At 58.5% G+C, this 23,822-nt stretch carries 22 protein-coding genes; 15 read left to right on the forward strand and 7 right to left on the reverse strand.

All coding sequences use genetic code 11. The features are described from left to right. Positions 1 to 59 precede the first annotated feature (59 nt). Positions 60 to 599, reverse strand: a complete 540-nt coding sequence (locus tag BSF79_RS18895) for a recombinase family protein (RefSeq protein WP_043872383.1) — start codon at positions 597 to 599, stop codon at positions 60 to 62. Positions 600 to 714: 115 nt separating this feature from the next. Here BSF79_RS18895 and BSF79_RS18900 point away from each other — a divergent pair, with 115 nt between their 5' ends. The 5 genes from BSF79_RS18900 (at position 715) to tnpC (ending at position 6,067) form a co-directional block, all read left to right on the forward strand. Beyond that, positions 715 to 1,767, forward strand: coding sequence for a DNA cytosine methyltransferase (locus tag BSF79_RS18900; protein ID WP_043872384.1), 1,053 nt, complete (start codon positions 715 to 717; stop codon positions 1,765 to 1,767). Then, positions 1,745 to 3,403, forward strand: a complete 1,659-nt coding sequence (locus tag BSF79_RS18905; protein WP_090271386.1) for an ATP-binding protein — start codon at positions 1,745 to 1,747, stop codon at positions 3,401 to 3,403. The genes BSF79_RS18900 and BSF79_RS18905 overlap by 23 nt, the downstream gene beginning before the upstream one ends. Positions 3,404 to 3,673: 270 nt before the next feature. Further along, positions 3,674 to 4,105 (forward strand): IS66-like element accessory protein TnpA, encoded by a 432-nt coding sequence (gene tnpA / locus BSF79_RS18910; RefSeq protein ID WP_090271387.1) that lies wholly within the window; start codon positions 3,674 to 3,676, stop codon positions 4,103 to 4,105. After that, positions 4,105 to 4,455, forward strand: a complete 351-nt coding sequence (tnpB, locus tag BSF79_RS18915) for an IS66 family insertion sequence element accessory protein TnpB (protein ID WP_245776457.1) — start codon at positions 4,105 to 4,107, stop codon at positions 4,453 to 4,455. Before tnpA ends, tnpB begins: the two co-directional genes overlap by 1 nt. A gap of 55 nt (positions 4,456 to 4,510) precedes the next feature. Beyond that, positions 4,511 to 6,067, forward strand: a complete 1,557-nt coding sequence (tnpC, locus tag BSF79_RS18920; RefSeq protein WP_090271389.1) for an IS66 family transposase — start codon at positions 4,511 to 4,513, stop codon at positions 6,065 to 6,067. Positions 6,068 to 6,092: 25 nt separating this feature from the next. On the opposite strand, the gene BSF79_RS18925 is transcribed toward tnpC, so the two are convergent. Beyond that, entirely contained in the window at positions 6,093 to 6,674 is a 582-nt protein-coding gene (locus tag BSF79_RS18925; protein WP_090271390.1) for a recombinase family protein, read from the reverse strand. Positions 6,675 to 6,834: 160 nt separating this feature from the next. On the opposite strand from BSF79_RS18925, the gene BSF79_RS18930 reads away from it, so the two are divergent. Further along, entirely contained in the window at positions 6,835 to 9,717 is a 2,883-nt protein-coding gene (locus BSF79_RS18930; protein WP_038070180.1) for a Tn3 family transposase, read from the forward strand. A 145-nt stretch (positions 9,718 to 9,862) separates the two neighbouring features. Here BSF79_RS18930 and BSF79_RS18935 read toward each other — a convergent pair whose 3' ends face one another. Both BSF79_RS18935 and BSF79_RS18940 read right to left on the reverse strand, forming a co-directional pair. After that, the gene (locus BSF79_RS18935; protein ID WP_043872386.1) at positions 9,863 to 10,921 is read right to left on the reverse strand and encodes a ParA family protein; all 1,059 of its coding nucleotides are present in this window, start codon (positions 10,919 to 10,921) and stop codon (positions 9,863 to 9,865) included. A gap of 298 nt (positions 10,922 to 11,219) precedes the next feature. After that, a complete protein-coding gene (locus BSF79_RS18940; RefSeq protein ID WP_090271391.1) occupies positions 11,220 to 12,104 on the reverse strand; it encodes an ArdC family protein in 885 nt (294 codons plus the stop codon). A gap of 461 nt (positions 12,105 to 12,565) precedes the next feature. On the opposite strand from BSF79_RS18940, the gene BSF79_RS18945 reads away from it, so the two are divergent. Further along, the gene (locus BSF79_RS18945; RefSeq protein WP_043872389.1) at positions 12,566 to 12,775 is read left to right on the forward strand and encodes a helix-turn-helix domain-containing protein; all 210 of its coding nucleotides are present in this window, start codon (positions 12,566 to 12,568) and stop codon (positions 12,773 to 12,775) included. Between the two features lie 32 nt (positions 12,776 to 12,807). Here BSF79_RS18945 and BSF79_RS18950 read toward each other — a convergent pair whose 3' ends face one another. Both BSF79_RS18950 and mobQ read right to left on the reverse strand, forming a co-directional pair. Continuing rightward, on the reverse strand, positions 12,808 to 13,083 hold the full coding sequence (locus BSF79_RS18950) for a hypothetical protein (protein ID WP_090271399.1): 276 nt from the start codon (positions 13,081 to 13,083) through the stop codon (positions 12,808 to 12,810). Positions 13,084 to 13,118: 35 nt separating this feature from the next. Next, positions 13,119 to 14,405: a MobQ family relaxase gene (gene mobQ / locus BSF79_RS18955; protein WP_090271392.1), complete on the reverse strand. Its 1,287-nt coding sequence runs from the start codon at positions 14,403 to 14,405 to the stop codon at positions 13,119 to 13,121. 644 nt (positions 14,406 to 15,049) lie between these two features. Between mobQ and BSF79_RS18965 the strand changes: the two genes are divergently transcribed. The 8 genes from BSF79_RS18965 (at position 15,050) to BSF79_RS19005 (ending at position 22,959) form a co-directional block, all read left to right on the forward strand. Then, on the forward strand, positions 15,050 to 15,334 hold the full coding sequence (locus BSF79_RS18965; protein WP_090271401.1) for a mobilization protein: 285 nt from the start codon (positions 15,050 to 15,052) through the stop codon (positions 15,332 to 15,334). Further along, positions 15,331 to 16,992: a type IV secretory system conjugative DNA transfer family protein gene (locus BSF79_RS18970; protein WP_245776456.1), complete on the forward strand. Its 1,662-nt coding sequence runs from the start codon at positions 15,331 to 15,333 to the stop codon at positions 16,990 to 16,992. The genes BSF79_RS18965 and BSF79_RS18970 overlap by 4 nt, the downstream gene beginning before the upstream one ends. 17 nt (positions 16,993 to 17,009) lie before the next feature. Beyond that, positions 17,010 to 17,561, forward strand: a complete 552-nt coding sequence (locus BSF79_RS18975; RefSeq protein ID WP_090271393.1) for a hypothetical protein — start codon at positions 17,010 to 17,012, stop codon at positions 17,559 to 17,561. Between the two features lie 225 nt (positions 17,562 to 17,786). Further along, positions 17,787 to 18,821 (forward strand): replication initiator protein A, encoded by a 1,035-nt coding sequence (locus BSF79_RS18980; RefSeq protein ID WP_090271394.1) that lies wholly within the window; start codon positions 17,787 to 17,789, stop codon positions 18,819 to 18,821. Between the two features lie 112 nt (positions 18,822 to 18,933). Further along, positions 18,934 to 19,602, forward strand: coding sequence for a ParA family protein (locus BSF79_RS18985; protein ID WP_090271395.1), 669 nt, complete (start codon positions 18,934 to 18,936; stop codon positions 19,600 to 19,602). A gap of 361 nt (positions 19,603 to 19,963) precedes the next feature. Continuing rightward, complete coding sequence (dcm, locus tag BSF79_RS18995) at positions 19,964 to 21,184, forward strand: DNA (cytosine-5-)-methyltransferase (RefSeq protein WP_090271396.1); 1,221 nt, start codon at positions 19,964 to 19,966, stop codon at positions 21,182 to 21,184. After that, positions 21,177 to 21,638, forward strand: a complete 462-nt coding sequence (locus tag BSF79_RS19000; RefSeq protein ID WP_043872380.1) for a very short patch repair endonuclease — start codon at positions 21,177 to 21,179, stop codon at positions 21,636 to 21,638. The genes dcm and BSF79_RS19000 overlap by 8 nt, the downstream gene beginning before the upstream one ends. After that, complete coding sequence (locus BSF79_RS19005; protein ID WP_217650106.1) at positions 21,631 to 22,959, forward strand: MvaI/BcnI family restriction endonuclease; 1,329 nt, start codon at positions 21,631 to 21,633, stop codon at positions 22,957 to 22,959. The genes BSF79_RS19000 and BSF79_RS19005 overlap by 8 nt, the downstream gene beginning before the upstream one ends. 78 nt (positions 22,960 to 23,037) lie before the next feature. On the opposite strand, the gene BSF79_RS19010 is transcribed toward BSF79_RS19005, so the two are convergent. Continuing rightward, positions 23,038 to 23,822 (reverse strand): hypothetical protein (locus tag BSF79_RS19010; protein ID WP_217650107.1); only part of this gene is annotated, 785 nt, incomplete at its 5' end.

A 23,822-nucleotide genomic window follows, 5' to 3' on the forward strand; every position in this document is an offset into this window, starting at 1 on the left:
TTCGTCAGCATAGTCCCGCATCTGTTTCATCGGTAATTTTCTTCCACCTTCAATAAAATTTAAGCCCGCCGCACAGTCCGCTCGCTGACCTTGAAAAGCCGCGCAATCTCTGGGACAGCACGGTGTTCATCGTCCCTCATGCGGCGCACCTCTTCCTTCTGAGCAGGTGAAAGGGCAGGGGGCCTGCCCCCAATGCGGCCACGTTTGCGCGCGGACGCCAAACCTTCCTTGGTCCGTTCGGAGATCCGTTCGCGCTCGAACTGTGCAATGGATGCGAAGACGTGGAACACAAGACGACCTGCCGGCGTCGTCGTGTCGATGTCCTCAGCAAGGGACCGGAAGCCGGCGCCGCGTCCGCGTATCGTCTCAACAATCTCTAGAAGGTCCTTCAGCGACCGGGCGAGGCGGTCGTACTTGGTAACGGTTACGATATCCCCGTCGCGGAGTTGCTCTAACATTCTGTCCAGCTCGGGTCTCTCACGCTTCGATCCACTGATCCGGTCGGCAAACAGCTTGTTTGCTCCGGCCGCCGTCAGGGCGTCCGTCTGGGCATCGAGGCTCTGGTCCTCCGTGCTGACGCGGGCATATCCGATAATCATCTTGCGACATGGCCAGAAACGTATAGTTTTGTCCAGAACCTAGAGACCAACCAAAGCCCCGACAGGTGGCGCGTGGAGCCGAAAAAGATTGGAAGATAGGCCAGAGCCAGAGCCGTTGGGTGAAGTTGTTGATCTGTTCTGTGGCGTCGGTTCTCTGAGTCACGGCCTCATGCGGGCCGGTTTCGATATCAGGGCAGGCTACGATACCGACAGACGCTGCAAACACGCATTCGAAACCAACAATGAGGCGACTTTCCATACGAGGGATGTTGCGCTGTTGCAGCCGGAAGAAATCCTGGCTCACTTCTCGGGCGAGCGTCCGTCCGTGCTGGCAGGTTGCGCTCCATGCCAACCCTTCTCAACCTATAAGCAACGCTATGACGAAGACCCGAGATGGGATTTGGTTGACAGCTTCGCGCGACTTGCCGTGAAGGTTTCGCCAGACTTCATCACAATGGAAAATGTCCCCGCACTTCTGAAATACAAGGCCGGGGCCGTGTTCTCGAACTTCAGCCAGACCCTTCAGAATGCCGGATACCATGTGAGTTGGCAGGTCGCGAAATGTGAGCTGTTCGGCGTGCCGCAGAAACGACGACGCCTCGTTGTGGTTGCCTCTAAGGCCGCGAATCCGCCCCAGCTCTCGCCAACACATCAAACACCCCTGACGGTGAAGGATGCGATTGCAAACCTGCCGCCTGTCTCGGCGGGAACAAGAGCAGAGAACGATCCTCTGCACATCTCAGCGTCCCTGTCCGAGACCAATCTACGCCGCATCCGCGCATCAAAACCGGGCGGAACATGGCGGGACTGGCCCTACGAACTGAGGGCAAAATGTCATCAGCGATCGTCCGGGAAAACATACTCGGGAGTGTATGCGCGGATGGTCTGGGATGCGCCGTCTCCAACGATGACAACCCAATGCTATGGGTATGGCAACGGTAGATTTGGTCATCCTGAACAGGACAGGGCCATTACCTTGAGGGAAGCGGCGCTCTTGCAGTCCTTTCCGCCCCATTATTCATTTTTGCCCGATGGCGAAATTCCGAACATGTCTGAAGTCGGCAGGTGGATCGGCAACGCCGTTCCGGTCGGGCTAGCGCAGGCGATCGGCAGATGTATCGGTTCAGTGATTGAGGAGAACGAGTTTGGCAGCAGAGAAATCACCTGATCCCTACCGCTTCGAGATTTCACTGAGTGTTCTGAACCATCTCGGGCGAAACCTTTACAGGAACTTCGTCACGGTTCTTGGCGAGGCAATTTCAAACTCTTGGGACGCCAACGCCAAGAACGTCTGGATCGAGATTGACCGGGAAAATTCGTCATTTTCGATAAAGGACGATGGCGACGGCATGGACAGCGGAGACTTTCAGGGCAAATTCCTGAAGATCGGGTATTCCAAGCGCAAGGCGGGTGGCAGCAAGTCCTCCACCGGACGGCCCTATATCGGTGCCAAAGGTATAGGCAAACTGGCACTGCTTTCATGCGCAAAGCGCGTTTCCGTGTTCTCCAAAACAGGCAGCACAGACTACGTGGGCGGTGTTATCGACAATGCGGGCCTAGACGGCGCAATTCTGGGTGACAGAAGCACCGAAGAGTATCCGCTGGAACAACTGGACTTCTCGCTCATCAGCGAACTGCGTGAAGGCCACGAAAAGGGCACGATAATCTACTTCGAAGGCACGAACGACCAGCTCAAGAACTCCGACGCTTACATAAAGAAGCTTCTTGCCCTGAGCTTCAAATTCTCGTTGCTGGACGAAGAGTTTACGATCCATGTCAGCGGCGATCCCGTCACTGTTGACGACCTGAAGCCGTTGTCCGACGCGACCCAGTTTCTATGGAGCGTCAACGGCTACACCGACGCCTACATTGATGGATTGAACACCCTCGAACTGCCCGCGTCGGAAGTGACGACACCGTTGGATATCAAGGGGTTTGTCGCATCGGTAAAGAAACCGGCCAACCTCAAAATCACCGGAACCGACGAGCGCGCCACAATCGACCTGTTTGTGAACGGAAGACTCCGCGAGAAGAACATCATACGGCACATCCCGTCCCAACGGATTGTGGAAAGCTATATCTACGGGCAAATCCACTTTGACACCCTCGATCGCGAAGGCACCGATCCCTTTACCAGCAGCCGGGAAGGTATCGTGGAAGACGATGAGAAATTCCGCAGTCTGATGGATTATCTCAAGCGGGATTTGCTCACAAAGATCATTGATGAGTGGGACAAGTTTCGCCTCGAAGTCAAAGACGAAGGCGACGACGACAACACGCGGAAATCCAAGCGTGACAGGAAGGCGCAGGCACTGGTGTCAGAGGCGAAGAAAGACTTTCAACCTAATGACGACGCGCCGACAAAGGATATTGTCGAGGAATGGCTGACCGAGATGCAGGCGGATGCCGAGTTCAACACTTCTGCATATGTGGACTGTTTTTTGTCGGAAAATTTGGTCCGCAAGTACATTGGTCATAAAAACCTCAGCCCGATCGACGGTATCCAGAAAGAGATCGTCAAATTCAAAGAGCGAGAGGAGAAAACCAAGCAGGCAGCAAATATCAGCTTCCCGATCCGGCAAACTTCTCTCGATCTGAGCTACTTGGATATGGACGCACTGGCATTCACAGCAGAGGGCAGCAAGTCGACAAACACGCAGTCCCTTTGGGGCGACGCAATCGGATTCAAGCCTGTCCGAAACGCTGTAGGCCACACGGGTCGCCTCACGAATGTGGCTAAAAACCACCTGAACACGACTTTCGAGAATATCAAAGCGCGGGTCAGGACACTCCTATCAAACTAGCAGGTTCCATGCGCTAACCTGTCCACGTTGGATGTGGGCCAGATTTGACCAGCCTGAACTGCCAAAAACCTGCCAAAACATCAAGGGTTTTGCTAGGCGTTTTTGGCACGGCCAAGTCATTGATCTCGGGTAGGAGGGGTCTGATGCCGGAGGGGGCAGAATAGTACGCTAAGGGCTGATTTTGGCGTAAGCGTTACCTAGCCGCCACCTTCCACACGATCGTTCGACCTGCGATCCCGCATTTGATGTAGATTATGCGGGAGTTTCGCGATGGCGACTACGGAGGAGTTTCTCAGAGACTATGGCGTAGATATTCGGGGCAATGGTCAACGGCGCTGGCCGGACGAGATCAAGGCACGGATTGTGGCAGAGAGCTTGAAGACCGGGGCGACGGTGAATGCGGTTGCTGCGCGGTATGGGCTTCGGGCGAACCATCTTTCGGAATGGCGTAGTCGGGCGCGCAACGGGAGGTTGGTTTTGCCCGCAGCGGAAGAGAACGGCTTTTGTTTTGCATCGGTCGTGCTTTCGGATGGCGCCGGTGCTGCTGCTGTGCCTGCGGTCCCAGAGCGAGGTGCCAAATCTGACGGTATGAGTGCTGTGCCTATCGAGATTGCCGTCGGCCAGGTAACTATCCGGCTTGAAAGCGGCACAAAGGCTGCCCGAATTGCGGAAATCGTGCGCGCGATCGGCGGGCGGCCATGATGTTCCCGTCCAATCGGGTTCGGGTCCTGGTCTCGACGCAGCCTGTAGACTTCAGGAAAGGTCATGATGGCTTGGCAGCGATTGTGTCTTCAGTTCTGCGTAAGGACCCGTTCACGGGCACGGTTTTTGTGTTTCGCTCTCGCCGCGCGGATCGGTTGAAGCTTTTGTATTGGGACGGGTCTGGCCTGGTCATGGCCTATAAGCGACTGGAGGACACGACCTTTAGCTGGCCGGCGATCAAGGACGGGATGATGGCGTTGAACCATGCCCAATTCGAGGCGCTATTTGCCGGTCTGGACTGGCGCAAGGTGAAGGCTTTAGAAACCCGTCCACCAGATGCGGCAGAATGAATCAGCCGTCTGTTTTTGCGTTCTTTTTGCAGGCTTATTTTGATAGAATTAGCCCATGCCAAACGCATCCACACTTGATATTTCCGCCATCCCCGCCGCGCAACGCGCAGCGGTTTTGGCATTGATGGATGAGGTGACGGCGCTCAAGGATATCGCCCGGCGGCAAGAGCATTTGATCGCCGAACTGAACCATGCTCTGCATGGCAAACGTTCGGAAAAACTGTCTGAGGATGAGCGGCAGCTGGCGTTCGAGGATTTGTCCATCGCGCAGGCCGAGGTCGAGGCGGAGAAAGAGCAACGGGCGGCCAAGAAGAGTGATGCGGCAACCAAACCTGCTCCCAGACGCACCATTGGCAATCTTCCCGCAGCGCTGCCGCGCATTGAGAAAGTCATCGAACCCGACAGCTTGATCTGCCCTTGTGGCTGCGGTGTCATGCACAAGATCGGCGAAGACCGCACGGAGCGGCTGGACATTGTGCCTGCCCAGTTGCGCGTGATCGTCACCGTGCGCCCGAAATACGCTTGCCGAAGCTGCACCGATGGGGTGACACAAGCACCTGCGCCTGCCCGCCTGATCATGGGCGGCCTACCGACCGAGGCGACGCTCGCGCATGTGTTGGTGAGCAAATACGCGGACCACCTGCCATTATATCGCCAGAGCCAGATCTTAGCGCGGGCTGGCCTTGATCTGCATCGCGCAGTGCTGGCTGATTGGGTTGGCAAGGCTGCGTTCCATCTGAAGCCAGTGGTGGACCGGCTGGCACAGCATCTGAAGCGATCCGGCAAACTGTTTATGGACGAAACCACCGCCCCGGTGCTGGACCCGGGGCGAGGCAGAACAAAAACAGGGTATCTCTGGGCCCTAGCTCGCGATGACCGCCCTTGGGGCGGCGATGCCCCGCCCGGTGTGGTTTACTTTTACGCTCCGGGTCGTGCGGGCGAGAATGCCGAAACCTTCCTGACCGGTTTCAATGGGATCCTGCAGATCGATGGCTACACCGGCTACAACCGGCTAACGAAATCCTCGCGCAAGGGTGGAGCCCCTGTTCTTGTGGCGCATTGTTGGGCCCATGCACGGCGCAAGCTGAAGGAGGTCTTCGACCGTGATGGTTCTGACATTGCTGCCGAAGGCTTGCGTCGCATTGCCGAAATCTATGCCGTCGAGGCTGATATCCGCGGGACCGCCCCCGGCCAGCGCTTGTCGGCGCGAAAAGCCCGCAGCGCACCTCTGGTGGCGGCCTTCGGCGACTGGCTCCAAGCGCAACGCCGCAAAATCTCTTCCAAGTCCCGGCTGGGCGAAAAGCTGAACTACATCCATAACCACTGGGAAGGTTTGCAAACCTTCCTGACCGATGGGCGTGTCGAGATCGACAACAATCGCGTCGAGAACCTAATCCGGCCCATCACCCTCAATCGCAAGAATGCCCTGTTCGCCGGCCATGACGAAGGTGGCATAGCGTGGGGGCGCATCGCCTCGCTAATTGAGACCTGTAAGATCAACGGCATCGAGCCCTTCGCCTACCTCACAGCAACGCTGACGGCGATCGCCAACGGCCATCCCCAAAGCTGCATCGACGACCTACTGCCATGGAATTTTGTGCCGTCAAACTAAGCATCCCGTGCCTGCCTGCGAACGCTTACATTTTGGCTCCTGTGCGGTGCAAAGTTCTGTAGATCGTTGGCCTTGAGACCGCAAAGACCTCTGCCAGGTCACTGATGGAATAGTCACCGGTGGCATGCATGCGTGCGAGTTCTTTTTGTTGCTTTTCAGAGAGTTTCGGCTGTTTCCCCCGGAGTTTGCCCTTTGCCCGTGCGATAGCCATGCCCTCCTTGGTCCGCAACCGGATGAGGTCGGCTTCAAACTCAGCAAATGTGGCCAGAATGTTGAAGAACATTTTACCCATTGGGTCCGTTGGGTCGTAGATGGAAATCCCCAACGCGAGCTTGACGCCTTTTTTCTCTAACTGATCTGCGATCGCACGTGCATCGGGGACGGACCGGGCAAGGCGATCCAATTTTGGCACGACCAGCACGTCACCTTCCCGGACGGCAGCTAGTGCTTGGTCGAGACCGGGGCGGGCGCGGTTGGTGCCCGTCAGCCCGTGGTCAGTATAAATGAGATCCTCTGATACGCCCAAGGCGCATAGGGCCTGCCGTTGTGCGGTCAGGTCCTGTTTGTCAGTCGAGCAGCGGGCATAGCCAATTTTGGTCACAGTCATAGCTTTAAAGTACGATTAAGGGGCGGCATATGCGAATCAAATCGTACCACCTATACGAGATATTCTGAGGTGTGGTTTCTCTGACCCTGCCAACCTTTGCAATACATGTCCGGTGAAGGAACCTCTTACGGACAGCCGCTTTGATCTTGGAAGGAACCACATGCCCCGCAGGAAAATGCTCACTGACCGCCAGCGGGAAGCGCTGCTTGATCTGCCGACCGACGAAACGGCGATGCTGCGTCACTACACGCTGGCAGATGATGATTTGGAAATCATTCGCGCCCGTCGTCGTCCCCATAATCGTTTCGGCTTCGCCCTTCAGCTTTGCGCATTGCGATACCCTGGTCGGTTGCTCGCGCCAGGCGAGGTTATTTCTGCGGCCTTGTCACGATTTTTGGCTGCGCAACTCGGACTGAAGCCTGATGATCTGGTGGAATATGCGACACGGGACGAAACGCGCCGCGAACACTTGGCCACTCTGCGTGAGATTTACGGATACAAGATGTTCACTGGCCGAGGATCGCGCGATCTGAAGGCCTGGCTTGAGAACGAAGCCGAAACCGCTCGGTCGAACGAGGATTTGGCACGGCGTTTTGTAGAGCAATGTCGGGCAACCCAGACCATTCTGCCTGGGATTACGGTTATTGAACGCCTCTGCGCGGACGCACTCGTTGCTGCCGAGCGACGGCTTGACACGCGGGTTGCTGACCGACTGGATGATGAGACACAAAGCCGACTTGATGCCCTGTTGACGGAAACCGTAGACAGCTCCGTCACCCGCTTCGTCTGGCTGCGCCAGTTTGAGGTGGGGCAGAACTCAGCCGACATGAACCGCCTACTTGATCGGCTGGAATTCTTGCAGGGCATGCCCGTGGAAAGATCTATCCTTGCCGGTGTGCCACCCCACCGTATCGCGCGCCTCCGACGGCAAGGGGAACGATATTTCGCCGGTGATCTACGGGATATTTCAGGTGATCGTCGCCTTGCCATCCTCGCGGTCTGTGCTTTGGAATGGCACAGCGCCATTGCCGATGCAGTGGTCGAGACCCATGACCGTATTGTTGGAAGGACGTGGCGTGAGGCGAAACGCGCATGCGATGCCCGTGCAGATGATGCCAAGGCCGCGTTGAAAGACACCTTGCAGGGCTTCTCTAATTATGGATCAGCGCTGCTGGAGGCACATGAAGATCAGGCCTCCCTCATCGATGCCGTTCAAAACGCAGGCGGCTGGTTGTCGCTCAGGGGGCTTGTCGCCACCGCTGCCCAACTCACCGACACATTGGCTGCCGATCCGCTGGCACATGTTGTTCACGGGTATCATCGCTTCCGACGTTATGCGCCGCGCATGCTGCGGGCGCTTGATATTCAGGCCGCTCAGGTTGCCGAACCGTTGTTGGAAGCTGCCAGCATCGTCGCGGGAACGGAAACCACAGGCGACCGCCCGCTGACCTTTCTGCGCCGGACCTCGAAATGGCATCGACACCTCAATAAAGATGATGGGCACCGCCTCTGGGAGGTGGCGGTCCTGTGCCACTTGCGCGATGCATTCAGAGCCGGCGACATCTGGCTTGCCCATTCCCGCAGGTATGGCGACCTCAAGGACACGCTGGTTCCGGCCGAAGTTGCCAGGGTAACGCCAAGAATGGCCATGCCATATGAGCCGGAAATATGGCTGGCAGATCGTAAATCTCGTTTGGCTGACGGCTTACAGCGATTGGCCCGCGCCGCCAGGGCCGGTGCCATTCCGGGAGGCTCCATCGAAGATGGCGTGCTCAAGATCGATCGCTTGACTGCCGATGTTCCCGAAGAGGCCGACGCCTTGGTGCTCGACCTTTACAAACGCCTGCCAGAGATCAGGATCACCGACCTGCTGCTCGAAGTGGATGACGAGATCGGCTTTACCGAGGCCTTCACCCATCTGCGCACTGGCGTCCCATGCAAGGACAGGGTCGGCATGCTGAATGTATTGCTGGCTGAAGGGCTTAACCTTGGCCTCTCCAAAATGGCCGGGGCCACGCACACCCACGACTATTTCCAACTGTCGCGCTTGTCGCGGTGGCATGTTGAAAGCGAGGCGATGGCGCGCGCACTGGCCATGGTGATCGAAGGCCAATCCGCCTTGCCAATGGCCCAGTTCTGGGGCGGTGGCACCAGCGCGTCCAGTGATGGGCAGTTCTTCCCCACCACGCGCCAGGGCGAAGCGATCAACCTGATCAACGCCAAATACGGCCATGAACCCGGTTTGAAAGCCTATACCCATGTCTCCGACCAGTTCGGCCCCTTCGCCACCCAGACCATCCCGGCCACGGTGAACGAGGCCCCTTACATCCTGGACGGCCTGTTAATGACAGACGCAGGCCAGAAAATCCGCGAACAGTATGCCGACACGGGCGGCTTCACCGACCACGTCTTTGCCGTCACCGCCCTTTTGGGCTTTCAGTTCATCCCCCGTATCCGGGACCTGCCATCCAAACGCCTCTACCTCTTCGATCCAGCATCCTGCCCGAAAGAATTGAAGGGGTTGATCGGCGGCAAGGTTAGGGAACCCGTTATCAGCTCAAATTGGTCAGATATCCTGCGCAGCACGGCCACAATGGTGGCGGGCGCGATGTCCCCAAGCCAACTCTTAAGGAAATTCGCTGCATATCCCCGGCAGCATGAGTTGGCCGTCGCGCTACGTGAAATCGGACGGGTTGAACGGACACTGTTTATCATCGACTGGCTGCTGGACGTCGACATGCAACGTCGCGCGCAAATAGGTCTGAACAAGGGCGAAGCACATCACGCCCTCAAGAACGCCCTACGCATTGGCCGCCAAGGTGAAATTCGCGATAGAACAACCGAGGGACAACACTTCCGAATGGCCGGACTGAATCTGCTCGCCGCGATCATCATTTACTGGAACACCAAGCACCTCGGGCAGGCAGTCAATGGCCGCCGCCGCGATGGATTGTATTGCACACCAGACCTTCTGGCGCATATCTCACCCCTCGGATGGGCCCACATCCTGCTCACTGGCGAATACAGATGGCCCAAAAGATGATCAAACCGCCTTAGCGTACTATTCTGCCCCCTCCGGCAACAGACCCCTAGGATGCGGCATGTGGCCAAAAACGACCGTTTATGGCCTTAAGGATTACCCGAGGGCTTGTCTATGACGCATGATATCCAAGCCCTCGGCGCAAAAGCTATTCGATTTCTTGGACAAACCCGGCGATGTTTGGTTGCTGCTTATCCAACTGCGACTGGTTGACCATGACCGATCGGCCTGCAAAGCTCTTCTGACCTGCAGTCAGCCGGTTGATCGGGATACCCATCGCGCCAGACACGACCGATGCAGTGTTCGCATCGTTGATCTGCTCTTCGAACATCTGCTTGAAACCTCGCTTGCTGGTCGGGGCAGGAGTGCCGCTTGGGTGTGGGCAGAACAGTTGCGGTTGATTTTGCCAGACCGAAAAGACTTCGTCGAAGATCTCATTAACAACATTCCTAAAGGCGCTTGCAGAACTGTTGTTCATTTGGGTGAGGCGGTTGCCCACGTAGCTGTAGATCAAAGGCAGGGACATCCGGTACTGCATGGAATTTCTGTAGAATTCCGATTGCACCTGTCCAGGGCGGCGCTGAATACCATAAACGAGGGACAGCACCGATTTCACAGCACGCTTGGATGATCCATCTGCAGAAAACGGGATAATTAACCGGTCTGCCGCGCTCATCGCCATTTCCGTGTAAATTGTGAAACTGGGATTGCAGTCGATAAACACAGTAATCCGCTCTTGTCCCCAAGAGCGACGAACGTCCTCAATTAAGTCACTGATCCAAGTATGAACAATACGCCATGCGTCCGCAGGACCTGCAGTGCAGGCCAGACGAACCTGCGAAGATTGCATCTCTAGTTCTTCGTCGCCACACACCAGGTACAGGTTATCACTCACAAAATGGTTGTGTTGGCTTACCTGCGTCAGGAAATTCGCGCCGCTGTGCGGTGTCATGTAGGGGCTGACTATGCGCTCAGCCACGTATCCTGAAATAGTTTGGGCCGGGCGGTTCGCAGACAACGCTTCAATAGCGTCCTCACCGCGCTCCATCCCCCCCAGCAACATACTGGAGGAGTTCGCTTGCGGGCACAGGTCCACGACCAAAACTTTCTGTTGGGGGTGTGTACGTGCGTACTCGCTTGCGACCTGAAACGAGAGATAGCTTTTCCCGACTCCCCCCTTGTTGTTCCATAGTGCGTAAATTGACATGCTCTTGCTCTCCACTTGTTTGACGCCTCTTCGCACGTATCGCTTGTTTACTCGTAATATTTTTTGCTCATCGCTATTCGAAATATGGGTAGCAGCTCGACTCCCTGCCAAAAAGCGAAGTGCATCTCTTCCGGGCATTCCATGCCCGTCTGCGCGAAGCGCCGGGCCTGTCGGCGAGTGGCCACACGGCTACCCGCCGACAGGTCACCCTGAAACCGCCCACGCCCAGGATATCGCCAGAACACAAGAGACCCCCGCCTGCTGACGGGGGCCTAGATCATTGCAGCGGGGCGAGCTGTTACTCGGCGGCCATCCTGTCGGCCTGCGCGGTGCGGTCCATGATGTAATCCACGGCCTTCTGCGCCTCTGACGCGGCGCGGAAAATCGCGCGGTTGTCTTCCTTCATCGCCTCAAGCCATCCTTCGACATAGGCCGCGCTCTGGTCGAACTCCGGCTCCACCCCGATCTGCGCGCAAAGCATGCAGTTGCCAATCTCCGCGACCAGCTCCTCGAACGCGTAGGCCTTGCGGTCATTGAACCGGCCCAAACGGTCCAGCCGCTTTGTCGCGCCGGTCCAGTGGATTGTCTCATGGGCCAAGGTGCCAAAATACCCTGCCGCCCGATAAAACGTGCCAATCGGCGGCATGTGGATACGGTCGGTCTTGATGTTGTAATAGGCGCGCGGCTCCTCGGTCACGTCGATCTGCGCGCCGGTCGCGGCAAAGAACGCCTCCAGCTCGGGGTCGGCCACGGTGCCAAGATCGCGCGGCGGATCGGGCAGGATGTAGAATTCAGAAGGCAAACCCTCGATCTGGTCAGCGTTGAACACGCGGTAGGCCTTGGCATAGGTAATCTGGCGTTCCTCGCCGTTTTCGTCCTCGCGCTCGACGGTGCCGTATTTCACGACCGTGGCGGATTTCTCGCCCTTTCGAACATGGCCCCCAAGCTGCTTGGCCTGATTGAACGTCATCCATCGGGCTGAACTGTAGTCCTTGGCCATCGCTGTCGCCCAAAGCATCAGGACGTTGATGCCCCGATAGGCCTCGCCGTTGAACCGTTCCGGCAAGCTGACCCCTCCTCCGCAGCCAGTCCACGGTTTACGCCAGGGCGGTGTTCCCGCCTCAATCTGCGCGATGATCTGGTTGGTGACATGGGAATAAACGTCAAACTTCTCTGCGGTCATTTGTGACCCTCCTTCGAGTGACGCGGGCCGGGTCTCTTACCCTTTCCGCCGATGGGCGGGCCTTCCTTCTCTGTTGTCTGGAATGCCCATGCATTCCGGACGGCAGAGCAGGTAAGGGCAAAGCCCGTCCTGCGGCCCGGCGGGGCCGTGACAACCGGGTGGAGGGCGTGAATTTGGGAGGGAACCGCGCGCCTCGCGCGTGGGAGGAACCGGAATTCTCGACCGGAACCGACGCCAACGGCGGCGCTTGCCGGTTTTCTCGGACCTGCCGGGATGGCAGGCGGATCAACAGGATTGGAAACTGTCAGGGTTGGGGTGAGCGGGCTTCAGCCCGTCGATCCCCTGCACTGTCTATCGCTCAAAGCGAGACCGGCATACTGCCGGGATCACAGGACCGACTTTCAACGAATGTCGCATATATCGCGTGGAGCCGATGGCTGTCGGCAGGGTAAAACCACCAGATGAACCTCCGGGAACGCGTAGCAAAGAACATCATTGATCGCCGCAAGAGCATTGGCCTGAGTCAGGAAGACCTGGCGAGACAGGCTGGCCTCAGCCGTGCCTATGTCGGCAAGATCGAGAACGCGCGATTTTCTGTGACCATCGACACGATTGAGAAGATTGCTCATGCCCTGGAGGTTGAAGCGGATGTCCTGTTCGAACCTCGATAGCCAGACGCGAAAGCAGCGATCTCTGGCTTGCTTCACTCGACCGGTGCATCCGGTTTTTGATCGAACAGGATCACCCTCCCATCCCCACTGTCCGGATCGTTGACCAGGACAAACGGCACATCCGCGCCGTCCTTCTCATAGAGACAGCGGTACTTCATCCGGCCATCGAGCGGATCGCGCACCCGGTCGTATCGGTAGCTGTGCGGGATGCCCTTCTCGATCCAGCCTTCGACACCTGCGGGCGTCACAAGCGATAACGGCTTTCCGTCCAGCAAGATCGTCTTGCCCACGTTGAATACTTCATACATCCGGTCTGTCTCCTCTGTCGTTTCACCGGGTTGCGTCACAGGCTGTGACCTTCGCCACGATCCCTGTCCCGCGTGTTTTCGTTCTCGTCGTCGCCGCGCTCCTGTTCGCGTTCGTCCTCGATTTCCAGCTTTTCGCGCGGCTTGTTCAGCACGCCCTTCAGGCGCTCGTTGACGGACGGCTTGCGGGCCTCGCGCCCTGTGCCCTCGCCCATGTCATACTCACTATGACCATCCAGCTTGTGAACCGCCGCCTGACCGTCGCGCCCGGCGTCCTTCTCCATGATCTCTTTCAGCCGCTCCCGCGCATAATTGCGGCCCTCCGGCTTCGGCGTGTCGTCCTGATCCCGCGACCGGCCCACGACGCGCGCCAGCCGCTCCCGGAAGTCATCCGGGTTTCGGTCGCGGTCTTTCGCGGTTGCGGCCCTGAGCGCCGCCAGACCAGCAGCGACACGGCCCTGCCCGGCCTCACGCTCGATGCCATAGGTCTCGCGCGCCAACTCCAGCCGCGCGCGCATTTCGCGGAATGCGGCGCGGGCCTGGCGGGCGGCATGGACGACAGCGCCGCGCTCGGTGACGGGTTTATATTCCCGCCCCTGACGCTCGGCCATCGCCTTGGCCCGGCGTTCCATGGAATTGGCGGCTGGCCCCAGCTTCAGCTCCGGATCGCGGTCCAGTTCCTCGGCGGAGAGTTGATCGCCTCGCTCCAGCGCCGCTTCGCGCTGCGCTTCCAGCGACCGGTGATCGACGCGCTCGACCTCCCCTGCCCGCTCCAAGGCACGGTTCTGCAACTCGGCCCAGAGGCCGCGCATCTGCTCGATCTCGACGCCGCCGGTCTTGGCGGAATCGAGAACGCGCGTCTTGGTCGTAAAGCCCCCGGCTTCCAGCTTGCGGGTAGAGGTCAGGACGTGGGCATGGTGGTTCCGCTGATCGCCCTCGCGGTGCGGGGCGTGGATCGCCACATCGACGGCCACGCCGTAGCGGCTGACCAGCTCCTGGGCGAAGACACGGGTAATCTGCGAGCGGTCCTCTGCGCTGATCTCGGACGGCAGGGCCAACTCCCACTCGCGGGCGGTGACGGAGTTGCGGCGGGTCTCTCTGGCCTCGACTTCGTTCCAGAGGCGGGACCGGTCCGTGGCCCAGTCCGGGGCGTCCTTCGGTGCCAGGATAAAGGTCTCCTCGATCCCCTGCTTGCGGGTGTAATCGTGGACGCGGCCTTCGCGCTGGCACTCGATGCGCTCCCCGACACGGTAGGCCGCTGCTGCCGTGGCAGAGCGCCCGGCGCTGCGTTTGATCGTCTTCACGGAGAGGTGGTAGCTGGCCATGCCGACTACCCCGCCCTGTGATGCAGACGATACCGACGCGCGCCGCTGCTGACCCAAGCCCATGCCCCAACATGGGCCACAGGGTCAGCCGTCTTTTCCCCGCTGGATCGCGCCCTGCCTCTACGCGATACGAGTGGAAAAGACAGCCTGGCTGAAGGGGTGCGACGCACCTCTGAGGCGCGGGCTTGCCATTGATCTGCCCCCAGATCCCCAGCCTCATCGGGGGCGGGATATGGGGGCAGATCAATGGCGGTTTGCCGGGGGCAAACCCGGTTCGTGTCGGCACCGTCAGGTCCGACGACACGAACCTCCCGCAAGGGAGACGCCAGCGGCAGACCGGCCCCCGCCGTGGGGCATCGGGCGAGACGCTGGCGCGACATTGCGGGACGCGATCCAACTGCCAAAGTTGGCCCTGGAGAGTTTGAGAGGCCGGGAGGGCCTTTCATTCCGGCGCGCATCGCGTCGGACGGAGTTCGCCATCGGCTGAGGCCCCGCCTCAAGGAGATCGCACGCAAATCTCGGAACCGTAGGTGGAGAGTTTGCATAAGTGCGCCCTTGTCCTTTACAGGACTACGGGTAAGCGCTATCGCTGGTCGTGGCAAGCCTAACCTTTACACCTGCCCTCTTTGAAGTGGATTCCCGAATTGGCCGAGACTGAGCTTGAACGCGCCGAGAAACGCTATGCCCAGGCCAAGGCCCGCCTGCAGGCTCTGAAGAACAGGGAAGCCACCAGACAGCGCAAGCTGGAAACACGCCGCAAGGTGATCCTGGGCGGGGCGCTCATGGACCTGGCGGAACGGGATACGAGTGCCGCCGCGATGCTCGACCGGCTGATCCGCAACCTCTCCCGTGAACAGGACCGCAAGGCCTTTGCTGAGTGGGACACCCCCTCCCCGTCTCCTGACACTGGCCAGAGTGACGCGACATGATGCGCGCCCTCAGCCTGGCCTTCTGGCGGCTCTTCCGGTTCATCCAGGTTCTGATCGTTACCCCGATCCTGGTCGGGGGGACTCTCGTCTTCCTGCTGATCGGCGCAGCCGTTGGTGCGGTGGTCGCGACCCCGCTCGTCTTCGCCTTCTTCGACCAGGCTCCTGGGGAAAGCCTCGCCAACTGGCTGGTGCTGATCCCCTGCATGGTCATCGGTGCCGTGGTCGGTGTGGCGATGTGGTTCCAGATGTCCGGGGCCGAAACCTTCTTCGGGAACCTCGTCGGGGCTAGCCACGGCTCAGCGCGTTTCGCGGGCAAGCGGGAGCTGAAGGCTCTGGAGCAGGCGAAGGGTCTTCTGATCGGGCGCAACCCGCGCACCGGCAAGCTCCTGTCCTATGACGGCCCAGCCCATCTTCTGACCCTCGCTCCCACGCGGGCGGGCAAAGGCGTTGGTACGGTGATCCCGAACCTGCTGGCGGCGGACCGCTCCGTGCTTGTCATCGACCCCAAGGGCGAGAATGCCCGGATCGCCGGAGCGGCACGGGAACGGTTCGGCACCGTCCATGTCCTCGATCCCTTCGAGGTCTCAGGACGGTCCTCTTCCGCCTACAACCCGCTCGACCGTCTATCGGCAGACAGCCCCGATCTGAGCGAAGATGCCGCCTCTCTGGCGGATGCGCTGGTGGTCGATCCGGCGCACCAGACCGGAGATGCCCATTGGAACGAGGAGGCCAAGGCGCTGATCGGCGGGCTGATCATGTTCTGTGCGGCCCATGAAGAGCCGGAGCGGCGCAACCTCGGGTCCGTCCGGGAATATCTCACCTTGCCCCCGGATCGGCTGAAGGCGCTGCTGGAGCTGATGCAGGAGAGCGAGGCAGCGGACGGGCTGATTTCCCGCGCCGCAAACCGCTTCGTCGGCAAGGCAGAACGGGAAGCCGCTTCGGTCCTGTCGAACGCGCAGCGCCACACCCATTTTCTGGACAGTCCCCGGATCGCGAAATGCATGGCCCGTTCGGATTTCACCTTCTCCGATCTCCGTCACCGGATCACCTCTGTCTTCCTCGTTCTGCCGCCCAACCGTCTCGACGCCTACAGCCGCTGGCTGCGCCTGCTGGTCTCCCAGGCTCTCCAGGACATTGCACGGGACGCGGAACGGCCTCAGGGCGCATCAGAGGGCCGCTCTGAGCGTCTCAAGGCCCCTGCCCTCTTCCTTCTCGATGAATTCGCCGCCCTGGGCCGTCTGGAGGCTGTGGAGCGCGCCATGGGGCTGATGGCAGGCTATGGCCTTCAGCTTTGGCCGATCCTGCAGGACATGAGCCAGCTTCGCGATCTCTACGGACAACGCGCCGCGACCTTCGTGGCCAATGCCGGGGTGCAACAGGTATTCGGGGTGAACGATTACGACACGGCGAAATGGCTGAGCCAGACAATGGGACAGGAAACCATTGGCTATCAGACCGAAAGCCGCAAACCGGGTGACATGCCCACGACCGGCATACAAGTCACGGGCCGTGATCTCCTGACCCCGGACGAAATCATGCAGCTCCAGCCTGAACTTCAGCTCCTGCGCGTCCAGGGGCAGGCCACCGCCGTCGCGCAAAAGCTGCGCTACTACGCTGATCCTGAATTTGCCGGGCTGTTCACGCCCGACGCCCGATAACCCGAAAGAAATCCGCCATGTCTGATACCTCCGCCTCCCCCGCTCCGCTTTCAGATGATGATCTGCGCGAGACGCTTGATCTCCTCGCCACGGCGGTCGCTAGCATTTCGGATCGGGTGGATGATCAGACGCGCGTACTCGACCGCGTGAACAAGACGGCGACGGAAGCCCGCTCTGCTGCCTTCGCGGCCCAAAAACAGACGGACCCGGAACACTATGGCGAGATTGTCGGCGCGACCATCGACAGCAGGATCGGCGACACCCTGACCCGCGTTGGCCAGATGGCCGGTGATCTGCTGCGGGCGTCCAACCACACTCAGGAAGTTCTCAGGAAAGCAGAGGATGCCAAGTCGGACACCATGCGCCAGCTTTGGGAACGGGAACAGAAGCTGGATCGCTTCAAGGGCCGTCTTCCATGGTTCGGCCTTAGTGCCGTCGTTCTTGCTCTTGTCCTGACGGTGACGCTTCCTCGTTTCTTAGCCAGCAACGCGTCCACATGTGCTGTGCTTGGTGCCTCCTGGACTAGGACAACCACAGGCGTCGATGCGTGTGTGTTCTATCAGCGGTGAGCCGTGATGTGCTGACGATAGTAAGTCCTGCCTGAGAAGCTGGGTGTTATATATGTGTTAGAATCTGTGTTACGCATCTTCAGAATTGGCGTAGAGTTTTGAAAAATAATGGAATTCTCCAAATGCGGGTAACTGATAACACGAATCTCGGTAACTGAAATCCTGCTTTTGGTAACTGATAACACGAATCTTGACTACGGTAACTAAAACCACGAATGTCGACTCATGGTAACTGATAACACGAATACTCTCGCCCCGCTCCTGCCGGATCGCCATCCGCAGCATGATCTGTTCATTTGTGATGTGGCTGACGCTGTCCTGAAGGACGTGATGCAACACATGGAGCATCCGTTTTATTCCCTCTCAAAGAAGCCTGAGACGACGATCAAGCGCTATGAGAATGGCGATAAGTGGCTTCAGATCACGCCAAGCGTGAAGGGGCTGGCGACGATCTACGACAAGGACATTCTGATCTACTGTATCAGTCAGATCATGGCAAAGCTGAAGGCGGGAGAAGCCGTTTCGCCCCGTGTCCGGATTAACTCCAGAGAGCTGCTGATCTTCACCAACCGGGGTACAAGTGGCCGGGAATACCAGTCTCTGCTCGATGCCCTTGATCGCCTCGAAGGGACGCGGATCAGGACAAACATTGTCACTGGCGATGAAGAGCAAGTCGATGGCTTTGGACTGATCGACGCGTCCTCAATCCGCCGAAAGCACGGTTTGGACGGGCGTCTCTTATGGTGTGAAGTGAAGCTGTCAGACTGGGTTTTCAACGCAATCCGGAACGAAGAGGTACTGACCCTCCACCGGGACTACTTCCGCCTGCGCAAGCCGATTGAAAGACGGGTGTACGAGATCGCCCGGAAGCATTGCGGGCAGCAGAAAACCTGGCGCATCACGCTGGCAAAGTTGCTGCTTAAGACCGGGTCGCAAAGCCCACAGAAGCGCTTTCGGCAGATGATCCGGCAACTCGCAGAGCATGACCATTTGCCGGATTACCACGTTACCTTTGAAGATGAAGCCGACATGGTGGTGTTCACCAATCGCGGCACGATGTCCCCTGCCCGGCTTGTCGAAGGCAGAATTCCACCGCTGCAGTCTGACACCTACGAAGAAGCGCGCCATGCAGCGCCCGGTTGGGACGTTCGGTTCTTGGAGCGTGAGTGGCGCGACTGGTGTGTTGAGCCGCCCCGCAATGCAGATCGAGCTTTCATTGGGTTCTGCCGGAAGTGGTTTGAGAAGCGAGGCAGGCCCTGAGATTAAAAAACCGGTAATGGAAATAAATCCGGTAACAGAATAATTTCCGGTGTTGGATTTAATTCCGGTATGGGATATAAATCTGGTAACAACAAAGTGGCAGGATCGAGCAATGCCCGTCATCGTTATGGCAAGCCCCAAAGGTGGGGTTGGAAAATCGACATGCGCCGTTCTTCTGGCGTCTGAGTTCGCCCGCATGGGCGCGGATGTCACGGTGCTTGACTGTGACCCGAACAAGTCTCTTACCCGGTGGGCATCTCATGGCGCACCTTCTGGTGTGACCCTGAAGAGCGATGTTGGTCGTTCAGAGATCGTTCCGACCATCCGGAGCGCAGACGGTGACGGCAAGATCGTCATTGTGGACTTGGAAGGTGTTGCGTCCCAACTCGTAAGCCGCGCCATCTCACAGGCGGACCTGGTGATCGTCCCGATGCAGCCGACAGCGCTCGACGCAGAGATCGGCTCCGAGGCGCTGGCGTTGGTCCGTGAGGAGGAAGAAGCGCTTGGGCGGTCAATCCGGCACGCTGTGGTGCTGACCAAGACCAGCGCAGCGGTCAAAAGCCGCGTCCATAAGGAGTTGGAAGCACAGCTCAACGGGGCAGGGATCGACGTGATCGAACCATCTTTGGTTGCGCGCGCAGCGTTCTCGGAGCTGTTTGCCTATGGGGGCGATCTGACAGCGATGATGAATGACCCTGAGATGGTCACAGGCGGCAAGGTAGATAAGGCGTTGGCGAACGCTCAGGCATTCACGGAGGCTGTTTATGAGCGGCTCAAATAGACTTGCAGGACTCAAGGCGCGCCCGAAAGATACGACCGTTGAAGAAGTCCGACGCGTAGATGAAGTTGGCGAAGCGAGAGGCTTTCTGGATCGAACCCCAAGGAAGAAGCCGGGCCGCAAACCAAGTCCACGCACGTATCAGTTACATCCCAAAGTGCTGCCGGAAGTTGGTGAAGCAATAGCTTCTGAGGCTGAAGCGCTTGGGATCACACAGGGGCAACTCATAGAGCGGATGTGGTCTGCCTATCGTGGCTAGCCGTACTCCGCTCACATTTTCCCTAAATGTTCTTGCTTTTAGGGAATCTTAACGCCAGAGTGTCAGAAAAATTCCCAGATAAAGACAGAGCGGAACTGACCTGACATGACAGAATTTGAGATGCTGCTGACGCAGAGCGGATGGTCGATGCCTGAAGCCGCCAAAGCTCTGGGATATTCCGAAGGCCACCTCTACCGCTGGAAGCGGGGTGAGGAAGTGCCGCGCGAAGCTGTAATGAAGCTGCTTCGGATGGAAGTGCGTTCAAGGCAACGCCATGACAACAACGCATCATTCTCTTTCATCGATCTCTTTGCGGGGATCGGTGGCTTGCGAAGAGCCATGGAAGGGGCAGGGGGCCGTTGTGTCTTCACATCGGAATGGGACCGTTTCGCCCAGCAGACCTATCACGCCAACTTCCCGGACAATCGCCCAATCGCGGGAGATATCCGCGAGGTAGACCCAGAGGATATCCCGGATCACGATGTTCTTGTGGCCGGTTTCCCGTGCCAGCCGTTCTCAATCGCTGGTGTATCCAAGAAGAACGCGCTTGGACGTGCGCACGGCTTCCTCGATGAAACCCAGGGTACATTGTTTTTCGACGTGCTGCGCATCCTGATGCACCACCGCCCGGCGGCCTTCATGCTGGAGAACGTCAAGAATCTGAAAAGCCATGATAAGGGCCGGACATTTGAGGTGATCCGGCGCGCTCTGACCGAGGAGCTGGGGTACACGCTGCATACCCAGATCATCGACGCGGCCAACTTCGTGCCACAGCACCGGGAACGGATCGTTATGGTCGGCTTCCGGGAAGCCACGGACTTCAGCTTTGGAGAACTGAATCTGCCCGGACGGCAGGGCAGGGGGATGCGGGATATTCTGCACCCGGAGAACGGGGCTGAGGCCCCAGAAGGGCATTACACGGTTGGTCCTGATGCAAAGGTCAGCGACAAGTACACGCTCACAGACAAGCTCTGGGCGTACCTGCAGGACTACGCTGCCAAGCACCGGGCCAAAGGCAACGGGTTTGGGTTTGGCCTCGTTGATGGCGACAGCATCGCAAGGACGCTGTCGGCACGCTACTATAAGGACGGCTCGGAAATCCTTGTCAGCCGCGGTGAAGGCAGGAACCCACGCCGCCTGACACCTCGTGAATGTGCAAGGCTGATGGGATTTGATGACAGTTTCAGGATTCCGGTTTCGGATACTCAGGCGTACAAGCAGTTTGGCAACTCCGTAGCCGTGCCGGTCTTTGCGGAAGTCGCCCGGCTGATGCAGCCTCACGTCCTGAAACTGATGGATCAGCCCCGGCTGCAAAAGGTTGGCTGACGTTCATTCTGCTGACGCGCGCCGCCGTAACATGGCGGCGATCCGGGGGAAGGATACAAAGCCGGAGTTGATGATCCGGCGCGCGCTGCACGCCAAAGGGTTTCGCTACAGGTTACAGGGCAGGGGCCTTCCCGGCAGACCTGACATCGTACTGCCAAAGCATCACGCCGTGATCTTCGTGCATGGCTGTTTCTGGCACCGGCATGACTGCCCATTGTTCCGCTGGCCGCAAACCCGGCAGGGCTTCTGGCGCGAGAAAATCAATGGCAACGCCCGCCGTGATGCCGAGGCTGTTGGCCACCTTCTCGACGTGGGCTGGAGAGTGGGCATCGTTTGGGAATGTGCCCTCAAAGGGCGCGGCAAGCGGCCTTTGCCTGAAGTTATTGACTCCCTTTCCCTCTGGCTGTCCTCTGACACAAAGCAGTTTTGTGTTGAAGGCCAATGGATTGACTGACCCTGTTGTTCGCATTCTCGATCAGATGGCAGCTCATGGAGCCACGCGTTTCTACGCCAAGCAACTGGCTCCGAATGACAACTCCAAGAACCAGGTTTATCTCGGCGGCGGATTCGGTGCGCTGAACATCATCCCGCATGGCGAGATCGAAGAGGACGGTAGTCAGGTCGCAGGGTCTGTGCGGGATCGTGCAAAAGCGCCGGTGGATTTCTGGTGGATGGACGAACAGGGCATAGCACCCGCGCCGGATGCTCAGTTGATCCTCTACCCCAAATACCCTGAAGTGCGCATGTCCGGCTTTCTGCGCGGCGCGGCGCGCGCGCCAGCACCGCTCATGCGGTCACGCGATGAAGGGCGGGTGCTGTTCTTCGGCGTTTGCCAGGATGGGCGGGTTATCGGCCATGTTGTCGGCAGAGAGACACCGGAAGCGGCGACTTTGGCTGATAAAGTGGACACGCTGGAAGCCTCAGGGGTCTTCCTTGATCTGCAATCGCTTCGGCAGAAGGGCGCAAGCTCCCGCCAGATGCTGCTTGATGCCCTACGCCGCATCCACGCCAAAGGCTGGGTGCCTTCACAGAAGATGGGCAAGAACGGCTTGGCTGCCCCCTATAACGCGCGGAATGGCGGCGGATACACCCTGGAGGCGGAACTTGGTATCTCGCCCAACGGGTATGCTGAACCGGACTATCTGGGCTGGGAGGTCAAACAGTACGGCGTGCGGGATTTCGTGAAGTATCTCGCGAAAAGCCCGGTCACGCTGATGACGCCGGAACCGACCGGCGGGGTGTATCGGGATGAAGGAGTTGAGGCTTTTCTGCGCCGTTATGGCTATCCCGACAAGTCGGGCAAGGAAGGCCGGATAAACTTCGGCGGCGTCTATGCCAGTGGCCGGGATTTCCACAATGATACGGGTCTGAAACTGGTCCTGGAGGGGTTCGACCCTGATAAGGGCAAGATCACAGATGTGGAGGGGCAGATCGCGCTGATCGACCGGGAAGACGTGGTTGCTGCCTCGTGGGGCTTCAAAGGCGTAATTGGTCACTGGAACCGGAAACATGCCAAGGCTGTCTATGTGCCATCCCTGATGCGCGCGCCGCCGCCGGAATACTGCTACGGTTCACGAGTCGAGCTTTGTGAAGGAACGGATGTCCTGCTTCTGTTGCAGGCGCTGGCCTCAGGCGCGGTGTATTATGATCCTGGGATCAAGATGGAGAAAGCAGACACGCCTGCTCCAGTGACTAAGCGGCGAAGCCAGTTTCGGGTTAAGCACAACGATCTCAGTGGGCTTTATCAAACTAGTAAGAGAGAACGCTTGGCTTGAACAGGCGGGCTCTTGTAAGCTTACCAATATCCTGCGCAATTGAGGTTATGTTGGGTAAATCTGTCACGGCATTCTTCCTCAAATGCGATCCCACGCCACCTCGGTAGCAAGATACTCGCGGATCACTGTGCGGACGACGAATTGGCCTTGGTCCATAACCGCGAAGCGGTAGACATTCGGCTGAACCACAACCCAGCCATCCGGTCTCATATCGTCACCGGTAACAAGCCGCTGCATCAAGCGGCTGCCTACCTCAGGCCATCCGGCCCCGTAGTCGATAGTTTCAAAGTTGGCCAGTATATCCGGGGACAGGGTAGGGATCGGCTGGATCGCTACGCGCGCAGGTTCACCTTCCGCTGGCTGCCCATGCTCGAACAGGACATGGCCTCGAGCATTCTTTACAACGACATTCTGAATCTTCGCCATGTCTGGGACAAAGGTGATCTGATCGTTTCCTTCTGCGTCCTTCACGATCTGAAGTTGGGAATCGATTTCATCCTGAAGGCGATAGTTGCTCCTAAGTATCTTCTCGGATCGCGCAACAACCTGTTGGTCCGGGTCTGCGCTGCCTGCGAGAACCGATCCCAGGAATGCTGTAAAATACTCCTCGTCATTCGAGAACGAAGTGTTGCAGGACTTGCATATGCGGACTGTCGGAAGATCATTCGGAAAGGGGCGGTCAAGTATGGTTTTAGAGGGCACATGGTCGAGATTGCTCTCGACGCTTCCCAAGACAGCGTTGCAGTGGATACACCACCCCTTGTGCCGTTCGTCAGCATAGTCCCGCATCTGTTTCATCGGTAATTTTCTTCCACCTTCAATAAAATTTAAGCCCGCCGCACAGTCCGCTCGCTGACCTTGAA

The organism is Thalassovita taeanensis (assembly GCF_900110775.1).
GTDB classification, from domain to species: domain Bacteria; phylum Pseudomonadota; class Alphaproteobacteria; order Rhodobacterales; family Rhodobacteraceae; genus Litorimicrobium; species Litorimicrobium taeanense.